Annotated in this window: 24 protein-coding genes; 19 read left to right on the forward strand and 5 right to left on the reverse strand. The window is 35.6% G+C overall.

The window, feature by feature from the left end:
- Window positions 1-184: 184 nt before the first annotated feature.
- Window positions 185-2,626, reverse strand: coding sequence for a PRD domain-containing protein (locus DAHG_RS16360; protein WP_161650561.1), 2,442 nt, complete (start codon window positions 2,624-2,626; stop codon window positions 185-187).
- Between the two features lie 265 nt (window positions 2,627-2,891).
- Here DAHG_RS16360 and DAHG_RS20055 point away from each other — a divergent pair, with 265 nt between their 5' ends.
- The 5 genes from DAHG_RS20055 to DAHG_RS16385 are packed head-to-tail and all read left to right on the forward strand — an operon-like array spanning window position 2,892 to window position 6,209.
- Window positions 2,892-3,299 carry a PTS sugar transporter subunit IIA gene (locus tag DAHG_RS20055; protein ID WP_022939429.1) on the forward strand — a complete coding sequence of 136 codons (408 nt, stop codon included), beginning with the start codon at window positions 2,892-2,894 and terminating at the stop codon, window positions 3,297-3,299.
- 1 nt (window position 3,300) lies between these two features.
- On the forward strand, window positions 3,301-3,774 hold the full coding sequence (locus DAHG_RS20060) for a PTS system mannose/fructose/N-acetylgalactosamine-transporter subunit IIB (protein WP_022939430.1): 474 nt from the start codon (window positions 3,301-3,303) through the stop codon (window positions 3,772-3,774).
- Between the two features lie 16 nt (window positions 3,775-3,790).
- Window positions 3,791-4,540 (forward strand): PTS mannose/fructose/sorbose/N-acetylgalactosamine transporter subunit IIC, encoded by a 750-nt coding sequence (locus DAHG_RS16375; protein ID WP_022939431.1) that lies wholly within the window; start codon window positions 3,791-3,793, stop codon window positions 4,538-4,540.
- 1 nt (window position 4,541) lies between these two features.
- The gene (locus DAHG_RS16380; protein ID WP_022939432.1) at window positions 4,542-5,378 is read left to right on the forward strand and encodes a PTS system mannose/fructose/sorbose family transporter subunit IID; all 837 of its coding nucleotides are present in this window, start codon (window positions 4,542-4,544) and stop codon (window positions 5,376-5,378) included.
- Between the two features lie 15 nt (window positions 5,379-5,393).
- Entirely contained in the window at window positions 5,394-6,209 is an 816-nt protein-coding gene (locus DAHG_RS16385) for a BtpA/SgcQ family protein (RefSeq protein ID WP_022939433.1), read from the forward strand.
- Window positions 6,210-6,592: 383 nt separating this feature from the next.
- Here DAHG_RS16385 and DAHG_RS20710 read toward each other — a convergent pair whose 3' ends face one another.
- From DAHG_RS20710 to DAHG_RS16400, 3 genes are all read right to left on the reverse strand, one after another.
- Window positions 6,593-7,702 (reverse strand): site-specific integrase, encoded by a 1,110-nt coding sequence (locus tag DAHG_RS20710; RefSeq protein ID WP_022939434.1) that lies wholly within the window; start codon window positions 7,700-7,702, stop codon window positions 6,593-6,595.
- Window positions 7,703-7,844: 142 nt separating this feature from the next.
- Window positions 7,845-8,309, reverse strand: a complete 465-nt coding sequence (locus DAHG_RS16395; protein ID WP_022939435.1) for an Rcat domain-containing protein — start codon at window positions 8,307-8,309, stop codon at window positions 7,845-7,847.
- A 12-nt stretch (window positions 8,310-8,321) separates the two neighbouring features.
- The gene (locus DAHG_RS16400) at window positions 8,322-9,038 is read right to left on the reverse strand and encodes an XRE family transcriptional regulator (protein ID WP_022939436.1); all 717 of its coding nucleotides are present in this window, start codon (window positions 9,036-9,038) and stop codon (window positions 8,322-8,324) included.
- Between the two features lie 161 nt (window positions 9,039-9,199).
- On the opposite strand from DAHG_RS16400, the gene DAHG_RS20070 reads away from it, so the two are divergent.
- Genes DAHG_RS20070 through DAHG_RS22020 form a run of 3 tightly spaced genes read left to right on the forward strand, consistent with a single transcriptional unit; the run spans window position 9,200 to window position 9,964 of the window.
- Window positions 9,200-9,427: a helix-turn-helix domain-containing protein gene (locus tag DAHG_RS20070; RefSeq protein WP_022939437.1), complete on the forward strand. Its 228-nt coding sequence runs from the start codon at window positions 9,200-9,202 to the stop codon at window positions 9,425-9,427.
- Between the two features lie 15 nt (window positions 9,428-9,442).
- Entirely contained in the window at window positions 9,443-9,775 is a 333-nt protein-coding gene (locus DAHG_RS16410) for a hypothetical protein (protein ID WP_022939438.1), read from the forward strand.
- A 54-nt stretch (window positions 9,776-9,829) separates the two neighbouring features.
- Window positions 9,830-9,964 carry a hypothetical protein gene (locus DAHG_RS22020; protein WP_022939439.1) on the forward strand — a complete coding sequence of 45 codons (135 nt, stop codon included), beginning with the start codon at window positions 9,830-9,832 and terminating at the stop codon, window positions 9,962-9,964.
- A gap of 101 nt (window positions 9,965-10,065) precedes the next feature.
- Here the strand turns inward: DAHG_RS22020 and DAHG_RS16420 are convergent, their stop codons facing one another.
- The gene (locus DAHG_RS16420) at window positions 10,066-10,404 is read right to left on the reverse strand and encodes a hypothetical protein (protein WP_022939440.1); all 339 of its coding nucleotides are present in this window, start codon (window positions 10,402-10,404) and stop codon (window positions 10,066-10,068) included.
- A 240-nt stretch (window positions 10,405-10,644) separates the two neighbouring features.
- On the opposite strand from DAHG_RS16420, the gene DAHG_RS16430 reads away from it, so the two are divergent.
- The 11 genes from DAHG_RS16430 to DAHG_RS20090 all read left to right on the forward strand — a co-directional run.
- Window positions 10,645-10,929: a hypothetical protein gene (locus DAHG_RS16430; RefSeq protein WP_022939442.1), complete on the forward strand. Its 285-nt coding sequence runs from the start codon at window positions 10,645-10,647 to the stop codon at window positions 10,927-10,929.
- Between the two features lie 18 nt (window positions 10,930-10,947).
- The gene (locus DAHG_RS16435; protein WP_022939443.1) at window positions 10,948-11,154 is read left to right on the forward strand and encodes a hypothetical protein; all 207 of its coding nucleotides are present in this window, start codon (window positions 10,948-10,950) and stop codon (window positions 11,152-11,154) included.
- Window positions 11,155-11,160: 6 nt separating this feature from the next.
- Entirely contained in the window at window positions 11,161-11,565 is a 405-nt protein-coding gene (locus tag DAHG_RS16440) for a glucosaminidase domain-containing protein (protein WP_022939444.1), read from the forward strand.
- Entirely contained in the window at window positions 11,543-11,785 is a 243-nt protein-coding gene (locus tag DAHG_RS16445) for a hypothetical protein (protein WP_022939445.1), read from the forward strand. The genes DAHG_RS16440 and DAHG_RS16445 overlap by 23 nt, the downstream gene beginning before the upstream one ends.
- Complete coding sequence (locus DAHG_RS21760) at window positions 11,782-12,753, forward strand: Sak single strand annealing protein (RefSeq protein WP_022939446.1); 972 nt, start codon at window positions 11,782-11,784, stop codon at window positions 12,751-12,753. The genes DAHG_RS16445 and DAHG_RS21760 overlap by 4 nt, the downstream gene beginning before the upstream one ends.
- On the forward strand, window positions 12,725-13,039 hold the full coding sequence (locus tag DAHG_RS16455; RefSeq protein WP_022939447.1) for a hypothetical protein: 315 nt from the start codon (window positions 12,725-12,727) through the stop codon (window positions 13,037-13,039). Before DAHG_RS21760 ends, DAHG_RS16455 begins: the two co-directional genes overlap by 29 nt.
- The gene (locus DAHG_RS16460) at window positions 13,036-13,545 is read left to right on the forward strand and encodes a hypothetical protein (protein ID WP_022939448.1); all 510 of its coding nucleotides are present in this window, start codon (window positions 13,036-13,038) and stop codon (window positions 13,543-13,545) included. The genes DAHG_RS16455 and DAHG_RS16460 overlap by 4 nt, the downstream gene beginning before the upstream one ends.
- Window positions 13,545-13,910 carry a hypothetical protein gene (locus DAHG_RS16465; protein WP_022939449.1) on the forward strand — a complete coding sequence of 122 codons (366 nt, stop codon included), beginning with the start codon at window positions 13,545-13,547 and terminating at the stop codon, window positions 13,908-13,910. Before DAHG_RS16460 ends, DAHG_RS16465 begins: the two co-directional genes overlap by 1 nt.
- Window positions 13,904-14,269: a RusA family crossover junction endodeoxyribonuclease gene (locus DAHG_RS16470; protein WP_022939450.1), complete on the forward strand. Its 366-nt coding sequence runs from the start codon at window positions 13,904-13,906 to the stop codon at window positions 14,267-14,269. Before DAHG_RS16465 ends, DAHG_RS16470 begins: the two co-directional genes overlap by 7 nt.
- A gap of 1 nt (window position 14,270) precedes the next feature.
- Window positions 14,271-15,011, forward strand: coding sequence for a DnaD domain-containing protein (locus DAHG_RS20720; protein WP_022939451.1), 741 nt, complete (start codon window positions 14,271-14,273; stop codon window positions 15,009-15,011).
- Window positions 14,998-15,271: nucleoside triphosphate pyrophosphohydrolase family protein (locus DAHG_RS20090; protein ID WP_022939452.1), on the forward strand; the 274-nt coding region annotated here is incomplete at its 3' end. The genes DAHG_RS20720 and DAHG_RS20090, both read left to right, overlap by 14 nt.

Genomic DNA, 15,271 nt, shown 5'->3' on the forward strand with positions numbered 1-15,271 from the left:
CTTTTTTCTATACTGCAGGCTATTAAAAGTTGAATACACTGGCCCAATCAAATTCAGCGGATGCCTCATAGCTTTTCGGCCACTTCTGACACCATTAAACAAACCTCATCATAATAACGAAGCATGCGTACAAAAACCTGAGTCAGTTTTGAAAATTCACTGATTTTAAACATCATGAATTTCATTATAATGTCTGTTCCTTAATCAATGGAATAAAAATTTCAGTAATATATGCTAATTCCGAAGGCGGAATTTGAATGCCAAAGGTTTCATTCACATAACGCAGGTGATTTTCAATCAACTGAATCAGCTTGCTGTGTTCCTTAGTGAAGCGTTTTAATTTCTGATAATCAAGCGGTTCTTTGCGGATTACCCTTTCCAGCATGCTGGTTGTATGAGTGATAAACTTTACTAGAATTGATTCATCCGATTGAATATGCAGTTCATCAAGGATACCGTTTAATGAAACCAATAAAGTATCCACTGCCTTCTGCGGATTGATAAAGGTTAATATTTCGCCAAGAAAATCATCTGTCAGCCTTTGAATAAATTGAGAGTTGCTGGCCTCATTTTCGATGGCCGTGTTTTCAAAATTCTCAAAAGCATCAAGTGAAATCGTATAATTAGCATCACTGCTGCGTAATTCATCAACAATTTTTATCAGCATTGGCAGATTTAAGCCGGTCATGACTGCGGTTTTTATCCCCGTTGCTTCATATACTGCGCTTTGTAAAGAAGTGAAGGGCATCATATCCGTAAGAATCAGTACCCCAGAGCCTTGATTGACAAAGTGTGCCCGATCATAAATCTTAAGCAAGAATGCTTTTAATGATTCTTCATAGCCATAATCAAGCGCTTCAATTCTGAATTTATCCTTTTCCGTTGGATTGATAAAACGCACCATTTCTTTCGCAATGCAGCTGCCATGACTGATTACTAAAACACCGATCGGTTTTTGATATAAGACCTGATAGATGGCTGATAAGAAATCACAGATACCTTCTTTTTCAATTTGACTGATCTTAATATTATAGATAGCATTCATGCTCTGTACGATATCATTGCTTAATTCAGTGAATAATGGCTGAGTATGTTCATTTACTTCTGGGGTGAAAGGTGCCGGTATATTATTTTTAGTACGCTTGATAGCATTGGCTACCTGTAAGATTAACCCAATAAATAAATTAGAGTTCAGGCTTAAATTGGTAAAAATCATTTCCCGGGTGATTATTTCATAGATTGTATCAACAGCGATGGGTGTAAGCATTGCTTTAATAGCGATCTGCTGACGCTTCGGCATGACTTTTAAAAGGGATAAACGCTGGGCTGTATATTCAGACAAACCGATATTGTCCTCGTTATCCTCTAATAATTGTACGTTATTCTCATCATGATATAAATACTGTGTATCACTGCAACTACCATTTTCATCAAAGAAGATATTTTCATTAGGAAACTGATTCAGAATCAGCGAAATTTTCTTTTTGCTGTCACCATTATAAGTGCGGTTAAGCAGATCGTTTGATAGATGCTGGAAAGAAATTGTTAAGATCCTAGAATGGCTTTTTAGAATATCCAGATAAGCCCGTGAGCATGCGAGTTTGATCTCACTGCGCAGCTGAGTAATATTTGTCTTGTAACGCGCTTGAACAAAACAGAATAAAACATCTTTAGAGAACCGAATCGGTAATTTAATATTTTTAGCTTCTTTACTGAAATAGCTTAATATTAATTCAATCTTTTCTTTAATATCACGCTGATCAATATCCGGCAGACTGATTATGACTGGGAAGTATTTAGAAACAGAAATAATATTATCTGAATCAGCTTCTTCAGTTGTTGAGGCTAATATCATCGCGTTAACATCACGAAGATGTGACTCGCCCGGTTTAGTATATGTACCTTTATGAATCAGATCAATCAGCAGTTCTTTTCCTTTGCTGTCAAGCTTCTGTACTTCATCAAAGAATAAAATACCGCCATTAGCTTGTTCAATTAAATTTTTAGTCCGTTTTTCTAAGCTGCCAAATAAGCGCAGCCGCAGCCGCTGAGCATTGTTTGCATAGTCCATACAGTTAATAATCACAAAATTAGCATTATGAGAAAACTTACCGGTTTCCATCGCGTAGTCGTACATGTCATGGGCAAACTGCATTTTACCTATGCCAAGATTTCCGCACAATAAGGTAGGCAATCCATAAGGCGGGTAATTAATAGCTGCTTTTGCTGACAGAATTTGTTCAACCAGTGATCCGCGGGCGCCTACTTGCATATCGAATGAGGAAGCCTGATGTTTTGTTTTAGTTGGTTCATCACCAGCTTCCAGATAATCAGAAAGCTGCTTACCCTTAGGAATAAAGGTAGGTATATATTTAATAGGATATGCATTTACAAAATCCTCTAATGACAGATAAAGAATCGGTCTGCCTTGTATTTTAATTAATCGGCCTTCACGCCATAAGTCATTCAGCTCTTTGGAAGCATTGGAACGCTCGATTTTTAATATGATGGAAATGACATAAGCATCCATACCGATATTACTGTAATTCTTAGCGGCTATTGCTTTTTTGGTCAGATCCTGTACTACCTGATAGACTCTTTCTTTTCTTGAACTCTTAGTATCCATATACATCACAGCCTTTCTAAATAAAATTGTATCAAACTTTAATCATGAATAATACACAAGTTTGATAATATTTAAAAATATTTTATCTTATGTATCAAAATTGATAAAAAATTGATAAAAATATGTATTTATTTCAAGGTTTATCATTATAATATCGCTCATAAGCCTAAAATATCAATAATACACTTTAAATCTGTATTGCTTGTTTTGTATTTTTGACATGGATGTATTATGCTCATATAATGGTGTCAAAGGAAGTGGAAGAATGGCAAACTTATTAATTGTCAGTCATGGCAACCTGGCTAAGGAGATGACGGCGACAGCCAGAATGATTATGGGGGATTTTGAAGGTGTTCATGTACTTGGGCTTCAGGCTGATGATCACATTGAAACATTTTACGAAAAGATTAAAAAGGAATGTGAGCAGGCGTCTGATGGTTTGCTGATACTCACTGATTTAGCTGGCGGAAGTCCTTTTATTCAGGCTTCAAGATGTTACTATGATATGTTTGAAAGAAAAACAATTGAGGTGGTCACGGGTACAAATCTCGCAATAGTAATTGAGTGCATCAGTCAGAGAGCCTATAAAAATGTGCATGAATTAAAAGAGCTTGCACTGTCCGTAGGAGCAGGATCAATAAAATCTTTTGAAATTAACAAGGAGGTGAAATAACATGAATTTCACATTAGCAAGAGTTGATGAAAGACTGGCACATGGTCAGATCATTACATCCTGGACAAAGTATTTAGGTGTATCAACGATATGGATCGTTGATGATCAGATCTGCAAGGATGATTTTATGAAACAGGTGCTGCAGCTGTCTGCACCTTCCGGCATTAAGATTGAGATTTACAGTGTTCAGCAGGCCGTTGATAAAGCTGAACAGGAAAAAGATTCATCCGCTAAAGTATTATTATTGTTTAAGCGCATTCAGTATGTTTTAGATGCTGTGAAACAGGGGCTTGACATCAAGGAAGTGAATCTGGGTAATTTAGGTTCATTAGCTGGCCGTAAATCAATTTCAAAGAATGTAAACTTAAATCCCGCTGAAATTGAAATGGTTAAAGAATTAATGGAAAAAGGCCTGACCGTTTATCTCCAGATGCTTTATACAGATTCTAAAGTAGATATCAAAAATATGATATAGAAAGGTGGTAGAGTTTATGTTGCTGGTTTATGCAGTTATTGCAGGGTTGTTGTGCTGGATTATTTCATCTGGTGCGCCAATGTGGTCAAGATGGTCATTGTATTTTGGTGCTCCAATCATTGCAGGTGCATTCTGGGGACTTGTTCTGGGGGATTTAGGTTATGGTTTAGAAGTAGGTGCCACAATTATGATGGCATATCTTGGTTTAGTAGCTATAGGCGGCAGTATTCCAAGTGATCTCGCTTTAGCAGGCTATCTTGGTGTATTAATGACAATGCTTTCAGGTGCTGACGCATCAGTTGGCTTGGCAATAGCTGTGCCGCTTGGTGTTTTAGGATCATTATGTTCAACAGCCAAAATGTCATTAAATCCAATCTGGGTGCATATTGCGGATAAGTATGCGGCAAAAGGCGATACCCGCGGTGTTATTTTAATGAATCGCGTAGGTTCACAAGTATTTCCATTCCTGACTTATTTTATTCCAGTATTCTTATGCGTCTATTTTGGTGCGCCGGTATTGGAAACATTAATGAATAATATACCTGCGAAATTATTAACGATTCTTTCTTTAATGGGTCATATGATTCCAGCCTTAGGTTTAGGTATGTTGTTTAATTCTATTTATAAGAAATCAATTCTGCCTTATTTGCTGATCGGTTTTGTATTTGCTTCATATTTTGGCGCTAATACAATGTCATTAGCAATCTTAGGTGTAGCAGGCGGCTTGCTGCATCTGTACTTCAAGAAGAAAGAGGAGGCGGCTTAATATGGAAGAAACAGTTAAAACTGAAAATCAGATTACTTTATCGAAAAAGGATTTGAATAAATCTTGGTGGTATTGGGTATGCTGGGGTCAAATCTGTTATAACTATGAGCGTATGATGGGACTTGGTTTCTGTCAGTCAATGATTCCCGTATTAAAGGGATTATATGGTGACGATAAAGAAAAGCTCGCGGAAGGTATGACGCGGCATCTGACGTTCTATAATACTGAAAATACATGGGGTGCGGTGATTCCAGGCATCGTAGCTTCTCTTGAAGAAGGAAGAGCTAACGGTCAGGATATTGATGATGAAACAATCGATAATTTGAAAACAGGTTTAATGGGACCGCTGGCAGGCTTAGGTGATTCAATCACGCAAAGCTTAGTTAAGGTTATTCTGCTTTCAATTGCTATCGATATGGCTGTGCAAGGTTCAATTGTTGGCGTTCTGATTTTCGTTTTAGGCTTCTCAGCGTATGCGTTGGGTGTCAGCCACTTTGTATATTTCCAGGGTTATAAATTTGGTAAGACAGCAATTATGAAGATTCTTGGCAATGGCATGATTAAGGATATGACAGAGGCATTAGGCGCTCTGGGTATGATGATCCTCGGTGGCTTGATTGCGAATAATATTCCAGTAAAAACCGCTTTAACCTATTCTTTGCAGGGAATGTCAACAGAAGTTCAGGGCATGCTTGATTCAATTCTGCCTAATTTATTATCAGTTGCAACTTTTGGTGTTGTGGTCTATATGCTGAGAAAAGGCTGGAAACCGACTAAAATCATGATTTCTTTAATGCTCGCGTCGGTTGTGCTTGGCTTCTTTGGTATCTTAGCATAAGAAAGGATTCAATCTATGAACTATTTAGAAGAACACAAGAAAATATTCGGATGTGATAAACCAATTATTGGCTGTCTGCATCTGCTGCCTTTACCTGGCACCCCTTATTATAATGAGGAAACAACAATCGAAAAGAATATCGAACGTTTAAAGCATGATGCGGCGATTCTAATGGAAAATGGCGTGGATGCGGTAGTCTTTGCGAATGAGGGTGACCGTCCTTATCTGACATCAGTCGGCCCGGAAGTCATCGCTGCCTATGTGCGTGTAGTTACTGAGGTATTACCGATGATTCATGTACCATATGGCTGCGGATGTCTTATTGATCCGATTGCTACGCTTGCGATTGCGAAAGCAATTGGCGCTAAATTTATTCGTACTTATGTAACAAATAGTTATGAGGGTACGTTTGGTCATCAAGAATTCTGTCCGGCTGAAGTATTCAGATACCGTCATCAGATTGATGCTGATGATGTACATGTTTATACTTATTTTGATGCACACGCTGGAGTATGCTTGGATACACGCCCAATTGAAGCTCAAATTTCCAGTGGCTTAGCTGCGCTGCCGATTTCTGGTATTCTCGTTGGCGGGCCGCGGGCTGGATTACCGCCGGAAACAAGTGCATTTGCAAATGTAAAAAAAGCATTCCCAGAGATTCCATTGATTCTAGGAAGCGGTGCAAATAAAGACAATATTGCTGATTTAATGCCTTATTGTGATGGTTTGATTGTTGGCACAACAACGAAGCGTGATCAATATCTGTATAATGAAATGGACCCAGAGCGGGCAAAGGAATTCATTGCAGCGGCTAAGGCAGCAAGGAAATAACAAAATGAGGAGATCTGCAGTTAAATGCAGACCTCCTTTTTAGTACGATTTTTAATTATTTTATTTTGCAGGTGCTGAAGGGCAGCAATCATTGCAACTGGCAATATCTTGTTTAATTTCGTATACTATTATAAATAGCCATATTTGTTTCCTTTCTTTAAAAAATATGCACGAGAATATGCACCGATTAAAAAAAGTAACAAAAAAAGCCTTAAAATAAGGCTTTATGTTTCATTGGTGCAGAAGAAGGGACGAACGATTATTCTTACAAAGTATCATAATAAGCTATATTTAAGCATTATTGGATGCGAATATATACCATTTTTAGCGCAAAATTTTACTGAATGATATTTTTTGTAGGAATTTTGTAGGAGTATCAGTAATTAAATATTATTAAACGCTGATACTATAAGCTCTTTACTTTCTTTTAGTAAATGGCCATAAGTATTATTAACCATCTCAGGGGTATCACCTATTTGCTTTGCTATTGCAAATGCACTTATTCCTTGACTTAGCAGATAAGTAACATGTGAATGTCTGAAATCATGTATGCGTATTTTCTTTAAGTTAGCTTTTTGAGCATAATTTTTATTGGCTAGTTCAAGAGGAGTTAAACCAAAAGGAGCGAAGTAGCCAAAAACAAAGCGATCCATGTCTTTGCTTTTTATTTTATAGTAATATTTTAGTTCTTTCAAAGCCTCTAAGCATCTTTCAGGTATAAGCACAGTTCGATAACTATTATTTGTTTTTGGAGTAGTAACGATACGGTTTCGAGAGTCATATGTTTTTTCTATTTTAATACATTTATTTTTGAAATCAATATCATTCCATGTTAGAGCTAAGGCTTCACCTTTTCGTAAACCACAAAAGTATAAAGTAAGAAAGAAAGCTTTATATTTCAATGTGTCGGCTGCATCTATAAATGAATTAAATTCTTCAGGTGAATAAAATTTCATTTCTTTCTTTTTTTCTGATCTGAATTTAATCTTTTCAAAATTAATGTTTTTATCTATGAAACCATGTTTTAAACCATAATTTAAAGGCATTTTAAATAACGATTGTATTTTATCAAGATATGAATTAGAAAAATGAGTGCCATCTTTTTTAGTTGTCTCTAATAGTGATTGCTGCCATATCCTTATTTTTGCATTTGTAATAGCTGATATTTTCATATTTCCAAAATACTCTTTAATTCTATTATCATATAATTGTTGAAAATCTTGATAAGTTCTTAATTTTCCATCTTTTTGATAATCTTCAAGATATAAATTAAATAAATCTTCATAAGTTATTTCGTTGTTTATATCAGCTCTAGCTTTTATTATAAGGTTATTTTCATAACTTCTGGCAGCTTCATCACTGGTGAAACCAGCCTTATAATAATCTATACGTTTTCCATCAATAGTGATTTTCCCTTTAGCGTACCAGAATTTAGTTTTTCTTTTTCTTCCGGTTGCGGGATTTACTATTTCTTTATAATATTGTTTGATCATTTGAAACCCTCCTTGTCTTAATTTTTGATATGTAGTACAATTTGGGTACAATAAAAGGAATGTTCGCCAAAACACTATTTTATTGTACCAAAGCAATATTACTAGTATTGCTTATTATCTCCTGTTACCAGCGGGAGATTTTTTATTGAAGAAATTTGTTGGGTATTTCTACTCCATTCTTTTGTAAAAGTAGCAGATACTCTTTGTTACTTAATCTATTAAGTGATTCTTGATAATCTGTTTTAGCTTTTGCTAAGTTGATTTTATAAGTGTTTCTTTGATCAAGTGTATTAATTACTGAATGAATTGTTAGAATTATGAGTATAGAGCCTATTAAATATTCTAATGGGTGAAGATACGGCATATTATAATCATAAGCAACAAATAATCCATCAAATATAAATAATGTCCAATTCCAAGAAAATGTTTTATCTGGATAATTAGCGCCTACAATACGAAGTCCGGGTTCTATATAATCCTTATCAAAAAACTGTTGACCACAAGATTTGCATGTGATAACAGGACAGCCATATATTTTTTGATTCTTAGGTATTCTAACCAAGTATTTATATTTACAATACGGGCATCTTTTATCCACATATTCCATAAATATATCTCCCTAAATTTTCCCTAGTACTCTACCAATGCAAATAGTACTTTCAGTTAAATTAATATCGTTAAAAGATTTGTTATGACTGATAAGTACTCCATCACCTAACTCTTTAATATAACCGCTACCATCTATCATGAATACACCGATTTCACCTCTGCTAATGCAGGGGCTTTTTTTAACGGCGACTTTATCTCCATTATAATATGTAGGCTGCATACTGTCACCAGACACACCAATAACAAAATCAGCCTCCTTGTATTCTTCAGGAACATTAATGACCTGAGTAGGAATATCATCAAATACAAACAAACCTGTGCCTGCTGATAGACCTGTAAGATATTCCGTCTTGGTATAAAGATAAGGTGCTGGTACTTCATCTAATTGTAAAGATTGTTCTACTATGCGCGTATATTCGACATCAAGTAGTTGATCTATTGCTTTTTTTCCGTGCCTATCAAGGGTGCGGTATTTTTTTATATGTTCTTGTTCATAAGGTGTTACCTTAAATTCGTTTTGTTTCTTACTTACTCCATCTTGAAATAGATAATTCGCATCGCATTCTAATACATCTATTAGTTTATATAACACGGATTCTTTAGGACCACTTAAGTCTAATTCATAGTTTCCGACAGCAGATTTTGTGATTCCGAGTAATTCTGCAAGTTGGCTTTGAGTTAATCCTTTTGATTCGCGCAGTTCGCGTATTCTTTTTCCAATGCTCATTTTATCCATCCTTTCTATAACTATATATTAGGTAAAAAAACTGTGTATGTCAAGAAAAAAATACAGAAAAAGTGTTCTGAAAGTCTTTACAGACAATAAATAATGTGCTAATATATCGGTGTACAGAAAAAGTGTACAGAAAGGAGTTGATTAATTTGTATATGAGTTATATTGCTTTGAATACGAAGAGATTAATTCAAAGCAAGGGGTTAAAACAAAAAAGGGTTGCAGAAAAAGCTGGTTATAATCCAAAAAAATTCAGTGATATGTTGAATGGCAGAAAACTCATTACTGCGGACGATGTTTTACCTATTGCGGAAGCATTAGAAGTTAGTGCTAATGATTTATTAAAGAGACCTAATGATATTGTAATCAAATCAGAAGATTAGAAAGGAGGTGAATACATGTGTAAGAAAAATGATTACTCTACTAGCAATATTGAAAAAGAGCAAATCATCCTAAAGTGTTTTATTACAAAGGAGGATATAAAAAAATTGCGTAATAGCAGTAATCATGACAGCGCAATAGAAATATTCAATTTAGCAAATAAAATGAATGAAGAAAATGACACTTATGTTGATTCAAAGTATGTGCAGGTTTCCAATGTCCTTAAAGTACTAGGAATCAAAGAGAAGGATATTTTCCGTAATGCTGCCATTGAGAGAAAAATATTGTTTGAAAAAGAAAATCAAAAAAGAGACGTTCCCACAGTGCGAAGTGAAACGTCTCAAAGTTGATAACTGTAGTAAATTATCAACTAAATTATAGCACACAAAAGGAAAGGAGGAAACATGAATCCTGAAGAAATGTACTGGCGATTTGTAAATGAATTACTAATTGCTTTAAAAATTAACCGTTACTTAATTATCTTGAATATCCTTATGTCAATCATGATGGTTGCACTGGTGATCCGATATGGAAGATAAAGAATTATTCAATTTACTCTACAAGCAAATTGAAGATAGATCAGAAATTTTAAAGGCAATCTTACATATAAGTTTGCTTATGAATTTACTGCTACTAATCATCACAGGCTGTTTGATCCTATTACATATCCAATTAGTATGAGAACTATTGCCCACATACATTGAAAAATGATATTGGTTAACTTAAGTCTTAATTCATGATAGTATTTCCAACCTTCGTCAGTCCCAATAAAGGATTGATTCTTGTAATCATCTGAACCTTTTAAATATCCCATCTTAGTTAAAATAGCTAGATGTTTAATAAGGGATTTTGCAGATAAACATATAAGCTTTATCTCTGATAATGGAATCTCTATTGAAGAAGTTGGATAAAAACCTATTTTAGAATGCATGAATAAGACACATTTAAGCACTCGGTAATGATTAAATAAGTAAATCATACAATCACCTCAAAAAGATTGTAGCACAAGGAAAAGAAAAGGCAAGGTGAACTAATGGAAATTGATAAAGTACAGAAAGAACTAGAACGATTGAACAAAATGAGTGCGGTTAGTATTATTACAGAATTATTATCTAAAGAAAACGTTATTCTAAAAAGGTGTCTATTATTATCAGCACTAGTAAACATTGCTCTAATAGTTTTTACATTTATTGCTTTATTTTCCTAAAGTGGAGGAAAAATGGACAAAATTAAAACCCGTTTTAAGTTGGAGACATTGCCTACAACAACGTTGATAGACATGTGGAACAATTTCAATCTAGCACCTTATCATTGTGGTTATTGGGATGAAAGATTTCCTGATAAACCATATTTGTTTGACCTGCTGCCATTCGATTGTAAAAGGTTTAAAAGATTCACAAAATTCCATTACCTTATCGAAGCGATGAAAATGATTGAAATGGTGGTAGGACAAAGGAAAATCATTGAGGAATTAAACAAGAAACAATCTAGCATTAATACCTAAAAAGGCAAGGAGAAACCAATGATCAAATACATAAGAAAACCAATCTGGAAGAACTGGGTTATTTTAGGACTTGTGATTTATTCGGTGGCGGTTACAGTGCAAATTTATAATTGCAACCGTTTAGCCGAGGAACAAACCGAAAAGATAGCGCAGCTGCAAAGCGAAAAAGCAGAGCTGCAGGTGCTAGGTGAGATTATCACACCAGTAATTGAAGAAGATTACTGAACACCTATGAGTAGTGCTGAAACTCGTATAGACGAGAATCACACACCATTAGATGCAATCAGCAGCCGTCTCACTCCTCTCTCGGGATTAGAATTTTATGAGATGGCTACTGATTATGGAATAGATGCATCGTTTGCACTTGCCACCTGGGCGTGGGAAACGGGATGGGGCACAAGCGAGTTATGGCTCAATAGTAATAACCCAGCAGGCATTACTTGCGGTGATGTTTATTGCTCGTATGACAGCCAAAAACAAGGCTTACAGGCTATGTTTAATCTCATGCGATATTACGTCAATGAGCTAGGCAGAAATACGGTAGCAAGCGTGCGTGAAAAGTGGAGTGAGAGCGAAGATGCAGAAATGATCGTACAGATCATGGAGGAAATACATGGACCTAACAAATCTAGTTAGCGACTTTTTTAAGACACAATCAGTGATTTCGAAAGAGTCGCTAAGAGCAGAAAGGGAATTACAGGACTATCATGACAGTTTAGTTGATTGCGACAATTTTCCGACCTGTGACTGGTGCGGTGAAGCAATCACAGAAGATTGGTATGAAATAGATGCAGGAAAAACAGTTGATATTGTTTGCCCTGAGTGCATTGAAATGTGCAGAAAGGAAAGAAAATGAGTGATAAAACATTAAAAGAAATCAGTGCAGAAGCTAACACACTGACTGATTATAATAATGTGTTCGCAGTGTTAAACGCAATCAATGTGAATGATAAGAAAGAAGAAAAGAATGGTTTATCTTACTTATCTTGGGCGTGGGCATGGGGCGAAGCTAAAAAGATTTATCCTGATGCCACTTATACAATTTATGAGAATGCAGCAGGTTGGTGTTACCACACAGACAATCTGACATGCTGGGTTAAAACAGGAGTAACGATCAATGGTTTAGAACATATCGAATACTTGCCTGTCATGGATTACAAGAATAAATCAATACCAGCAGATAAAGTGACGTCTTTTGATGTAAATAAAGCTATCCAGCGATCCTTAACCAAAGCGTTAGCAAGACATGGATTAGGACTTTATATCTATGCAGGTGAAGATTTGCCAGAAGTAGATAAAGGCAAAGAGATTGCAAAACGTCAAGAAGAACAGATGCTTAGATGGAGTGAATATCGGTCAAAGTTAACTGACTTGAAGGTTGATTTTAGAGAAGATGAAGAAACAGTAAACTACATACTTAAAAATGCGAAGGTTAAAAGTCAAGATTTAGACAAACTGACGGTTGATGAGACTGATAGGCTGCTTAACGTTTATCTTGGTATCATACAAAACAAAGAGAAATCTAAAGAAGTGAAACAAGGAAACGAAAAGCCAGAAGTCAAACCTGAGCAGACAGAAACAAACAAGCAAGACAACATCAAAGCTTGCATGGCTTATCGTGATGAATTAAAAAAAGTTGGTATTGATTACTTATCATCAAAGGTGGTTGAGTGGTGTAAAAAGAATACAAGAACCGGCATTACCACAATGGACTTAACGAAGCTTAATAATGAGCAGATCATTGACATGATAAATCTATACGCAAGATTACACGCCGAAAAGAAGGCTAAAGATCATGAAAAGCAAGCGCAAAAAAAGGCATGAGATATTTAACTCTCTACTTCAAGATGAAAAAGTATGCTATAGAACACAATCAACGATAAATCTACATAAGCATCACATCTTTGCAGGTAGTCACAGAAATAAATCAGAAAAATATGGACTTTGGGTATGGCTGCGAAACGACTGGCATAATGGAGCGTCTTATTCTGTACACGCTGATCCAACAGGTGAATTAGCTGTACATCTAAAGCAAGAAGCACAGCGTAGATTTGAAGCTATCTATGGGCATGAGAAGTTCATGAAAGAATTCGGAAAGAACTATTTATGAAGCTAGTAGGAGTATATAAGAGAAAAGTAACTGATGAGGATAACAACCTTGAGGTTACTTTCTCTTTTCAAGGTTACGATTCTAAGCGTGATTGTGAAGAATTGGAAAAGGAAAAGAAGTACACGCTTGAAATAAATGAATTGAAGTCCAAACGTACAGGTTTGCAAAATCGTTATTTTTGGAAATTAGTTGATGAAATAGATATTAAAATCAATGGTCATAGAAAAAATAAAATGAATTTATACATTCAGCTACTAGAAATGGCAGATGTGAAATCAACATATCTGCAGGTGTTAGAGGAAGCTCTTGAAATAGTAACTAACAATTTCAGAACATACAAAATCATTGAACACCGTATTGTTAACGGAAAAGATACGGTAATGGTTAAAGTATGGGATGGGCAATCGAAATTTAACACTACTGAAATGGCATCACTTATAGACGTAACCCTTGATTACGCAGAACAAGTAGGTGTACCAACTGCATTTTATAGGGAGGTGCTTTAATGGAATGGTATGACAATATATACGATATAGGTTTACCGATTGACCTCAGACAATGGAAAAAGAAGCATGAAATCGTGAAAGAACTGCGTGAAAAAGGCGTTAAAGTATCAGATGATGCCCGTGAATTTAGACTGCATGTAGAAAAGTACAATGAAGGCTTTTATGAGCATCAGCAGTCAACGTATATAGCTCACAGTACGTCTAAAGGCTACATTGTTACCCAAGATATAAACCTTATCAAAAAGTCGTTAGACGATTACGGAAAGCGGCCATTCAATCAGCTTAGAAAGCGTGCTAAAGGTATGAAAGCGATTGATGAGAATTATAATTTGCGTGTTGATTTAGAGAGAGAAAGTTTATGGTAAAGTTTGTGATTAAAGGTCGTTTAGCTGGACTTAATGAATATACAGAAAGCAACCGCTCTAACCCTCGCAAGGGTAATAGAGTAAAGCACAGGGAACAACAAATAGTCACTACGGCAATCAGAAGCGCTCATCTCACGCCGATACATAAACCGGTAGTAGTTTACATTGATTGGTTTGAAAAAGACAACAGAAGAGATGTAGACAATATCACGGCAGCCAAGAAATTCATTATGGATAGTTTAGTTGATACTGGCATCTTAAAAGACGACAGCAGACGTTATGTAAAGCAGATCGTAGATTGTGTTTTTACTGATACCAAGAATCCACGGATTGAAGTTGAATTGGTTGAGGTGGGTTGATATGGCAGAAGGATATATCAAGTTATTTCGCAAGTTTGTAACATGGGAATGGTATGACGATATAAACACATCAAGGCTTTTTTTGCACCTATTATTAACTGCAAATTGGAAAGATGCTGAGTGGCATGGAATCATAATTAAACGTGGTTCCAAGCTCACTTCACGGTCAAGATTAGCAAAAGAGACTGGTTTAACGGAAGATCAAATTAAGACCAGTCTAAATAAGCTGATTTCCACCAACGAGATTACCAAAGAAAGCACCAACAAATACACAATCATAAACATTGTAAAATACGGCGATTATCAAATTTCAAGTAATGATGATACCCAGCAAAACACCCAACAAGATAACCAATCAATGCCAAACAATTACCCCAACGAATGCCAATCAAATGCCAATCAAATCCCCACAAATAAAGAAATAAAAGAATTAAAAGAATTAAAAGAAGATAATAATACTTCTTTAAAAGAAATAAATAAACAAATAAACAATCAAGAAAAGCCGACACTTTTTGAATTGTTTGAAGATGAATTTAAACGGCCATTAACCCAAATCGAAATCAAAAGGTTATTTGATTGGCAACAAGAGCATGATGAGCAGTTAGTTGTGTATGCTTTGCGTGAGGCTTCAATCAACAAGAAATGGAACTTTAATTACATCGGTCAGATTTTATATGAATGGCAGCGCAATGGCATGACGGCTGAAATGTACGAGGAGCGTGAAGATAATGGAAATCAATGAAATATACAAGCAAGCCATAGAAACTTATGGCAAAGATGCACAGCTAAAGATGGCGATTGAAGAAATGGCAGAGTTAACACAAGCCATCTGTAAAAGCTTTAGAGGTAAGGATAACACTGACAATATCGTTGAGGAGATTGCGGATGTTGAAATCATGCTTGCACAGCTAAAGCTGATTTATGGCATTGAGCAGTACAAAGTAGACATGCATAAAAGTTTAAAGCTCTTTAGACTTACTCAGAGGTTGAACAATGTTGATG

This window comes from Dielma fastidiosa (assembly GCF_000313565.1).
Taxonomy (GTDB): Bacteria; Bacillota_I; Bacilli_A; order Erysipelotrichales; family Erysipelotrichaceae; genus Dielma; species Dielma fastidiosa.

Coding starts and splice junctions, on each gene's coding strand:
- DAHG_RS16360 (WP_161650561.1), bottom strand. CDS start 2,626: ATGGATACTAAGAGTTCAAGAAAAGAAAGAGTCTATCAGGTAGTACAG.
- DAHG_RS20055 (WP_022939429.1), top strand. CDS start 2,892: ATGGCAAACTTATTAATTGTCAGTCATGGCAACCTGGCTAAGGAGATG.
- DAHG_RS20060 (WP_022939430.1), top strand. CDS start 3,301: ATGAATTTCACATTAGCAAGAGTTGATGAAAGACTGGCACATGGTCAG.
- DAHG_RS16375 (WP_022939431.1), top strand. CDS start 3,791: ATGTTGCTGGTTTATGCAGTTATTGCAGGGTTGTTGTGCTGGATTATT.
- DAHG_RS16380 (WP_022939432.1), top strand. CDS start 4,542: ATGGAAGAAACAGTTAAAACTGAAAATCAGATTACTTTATCGAAAAAG.
- DAHG_RS16385 (WP_022939433.1), top strand. CDS start 5,394: ATGAACTATTTAGAAGAACACAAGAAAATATTCGGATGTGATAAACCA.
- DAHG_RS20710 (WP_022939434.1), bottom strand. CDS start 7,702: ATGATCAAACAATATTATAAAGAAATAGTAAATCCCGCAACCGGAAGA.
- DAHG_RS16395 (WP_022939435.1), bottom strand. CDS start 8,309: ATGGAATATGTGGATAAAAGATGCCCGTATTGTAAATATAAATACTTG.
- DAHG_RS16400 (WP_022939436.1), bottom strand. CDS start 9,038: ATGAGCATTGGAAAAAGAATACGCGAACTGCGCGAATCAAAAGGATTA.
- DAHG_RS20070 (WP_022939437.1), top strand. CDS start 9,200: ATGAGTTATATTGCTTTGAATACGAAGAGATTAATTCAAAGCAAGGGG.
- DAHG_RS16410 (WP_022939438.1), top strand. CDS start 9,443: ATGTGTAAGAAAAATGATTACTCTACTAGCAATATTGAAAAAGAGCAA.
- DAHG_RS22020 (WP_022939439.1), top strand. CDS start 9,830: ATGAATCCTGAAGAAATGTACTGGCGATTTGTAAATGAATTACTAATT.
- DAHG_RS16420 (WP_022939440.1), bottom strand. CDS start 10,404: ATGATTTACTTATTTAATCATTACCGAGTGCTTAAATGTGTCTTATTC.
- DAHG_RS16430 (WP_022939442.1), top strand. CDS start 10,645: ATGGACAAAATTAAAACCCGTTTTAAGTTGGAGACATTGCCTACAACA.
- DAHG_RS16435 (WP_022939443.1), top strand. CDS start 10,948: ATGATCAAATACATAAGAAAACCAATCTGGAAGAACTGGGTTATTTTA.
- DAHG_RS16440 (WP_022939444.1), top strand. CDS start 11,161: ATGAGTAGTGCTGAAACTCGTATAGACGAGAATCACACACCATTAGAT.
- DAHG_RS16445 (WP_022939445.1), top strand. CDS start 11,543: ATGGACCTAACAAATCTAGTTAGCGACTTTTTTAAGACACAATCAGTG.
- DAHG_RS21760 (WP_022939446.1), top strand. CDS start 11,782: ATGAGTGATAAAACATTAAAAGAAATCAGTGCAGAAGCTAACACACTG.
- DAHG_RS16455 (WP_022939447.1), top strand. CDS start 12,725: ATGAAAAGCAAGCGCAAAAAAAGGCATGAGATATTTAACTCTCTACTT.
- DAHG_RS16460 (WP_022939448.1), top strand. CDS start 13,036: ATGAAGCTAGTAGGAGTATATAAGAGAAAAGTAACTGATGAGGATAAC.
- DAHG_RS16465 (WP_022939449.1), top strand. CDS start 13,545: ATGGAATGGTATGACAATATATACGATATAGGTTTACCGATTGACCTC.
- DAHG_RS16470 (WP_022939450.1), top strand. CDS start 13,904: ATGGTAAAGTTTGTGATTAAAGGTCGTTTAGCTGGACTTAATGAATAT.
- DAHG_RS20720 (WP_022939451.1), top strand. CDS start 14,271: ATGGCAGAAGGATATATCAAGTTATTTCGCAAGTTTGTAACATGGGAA.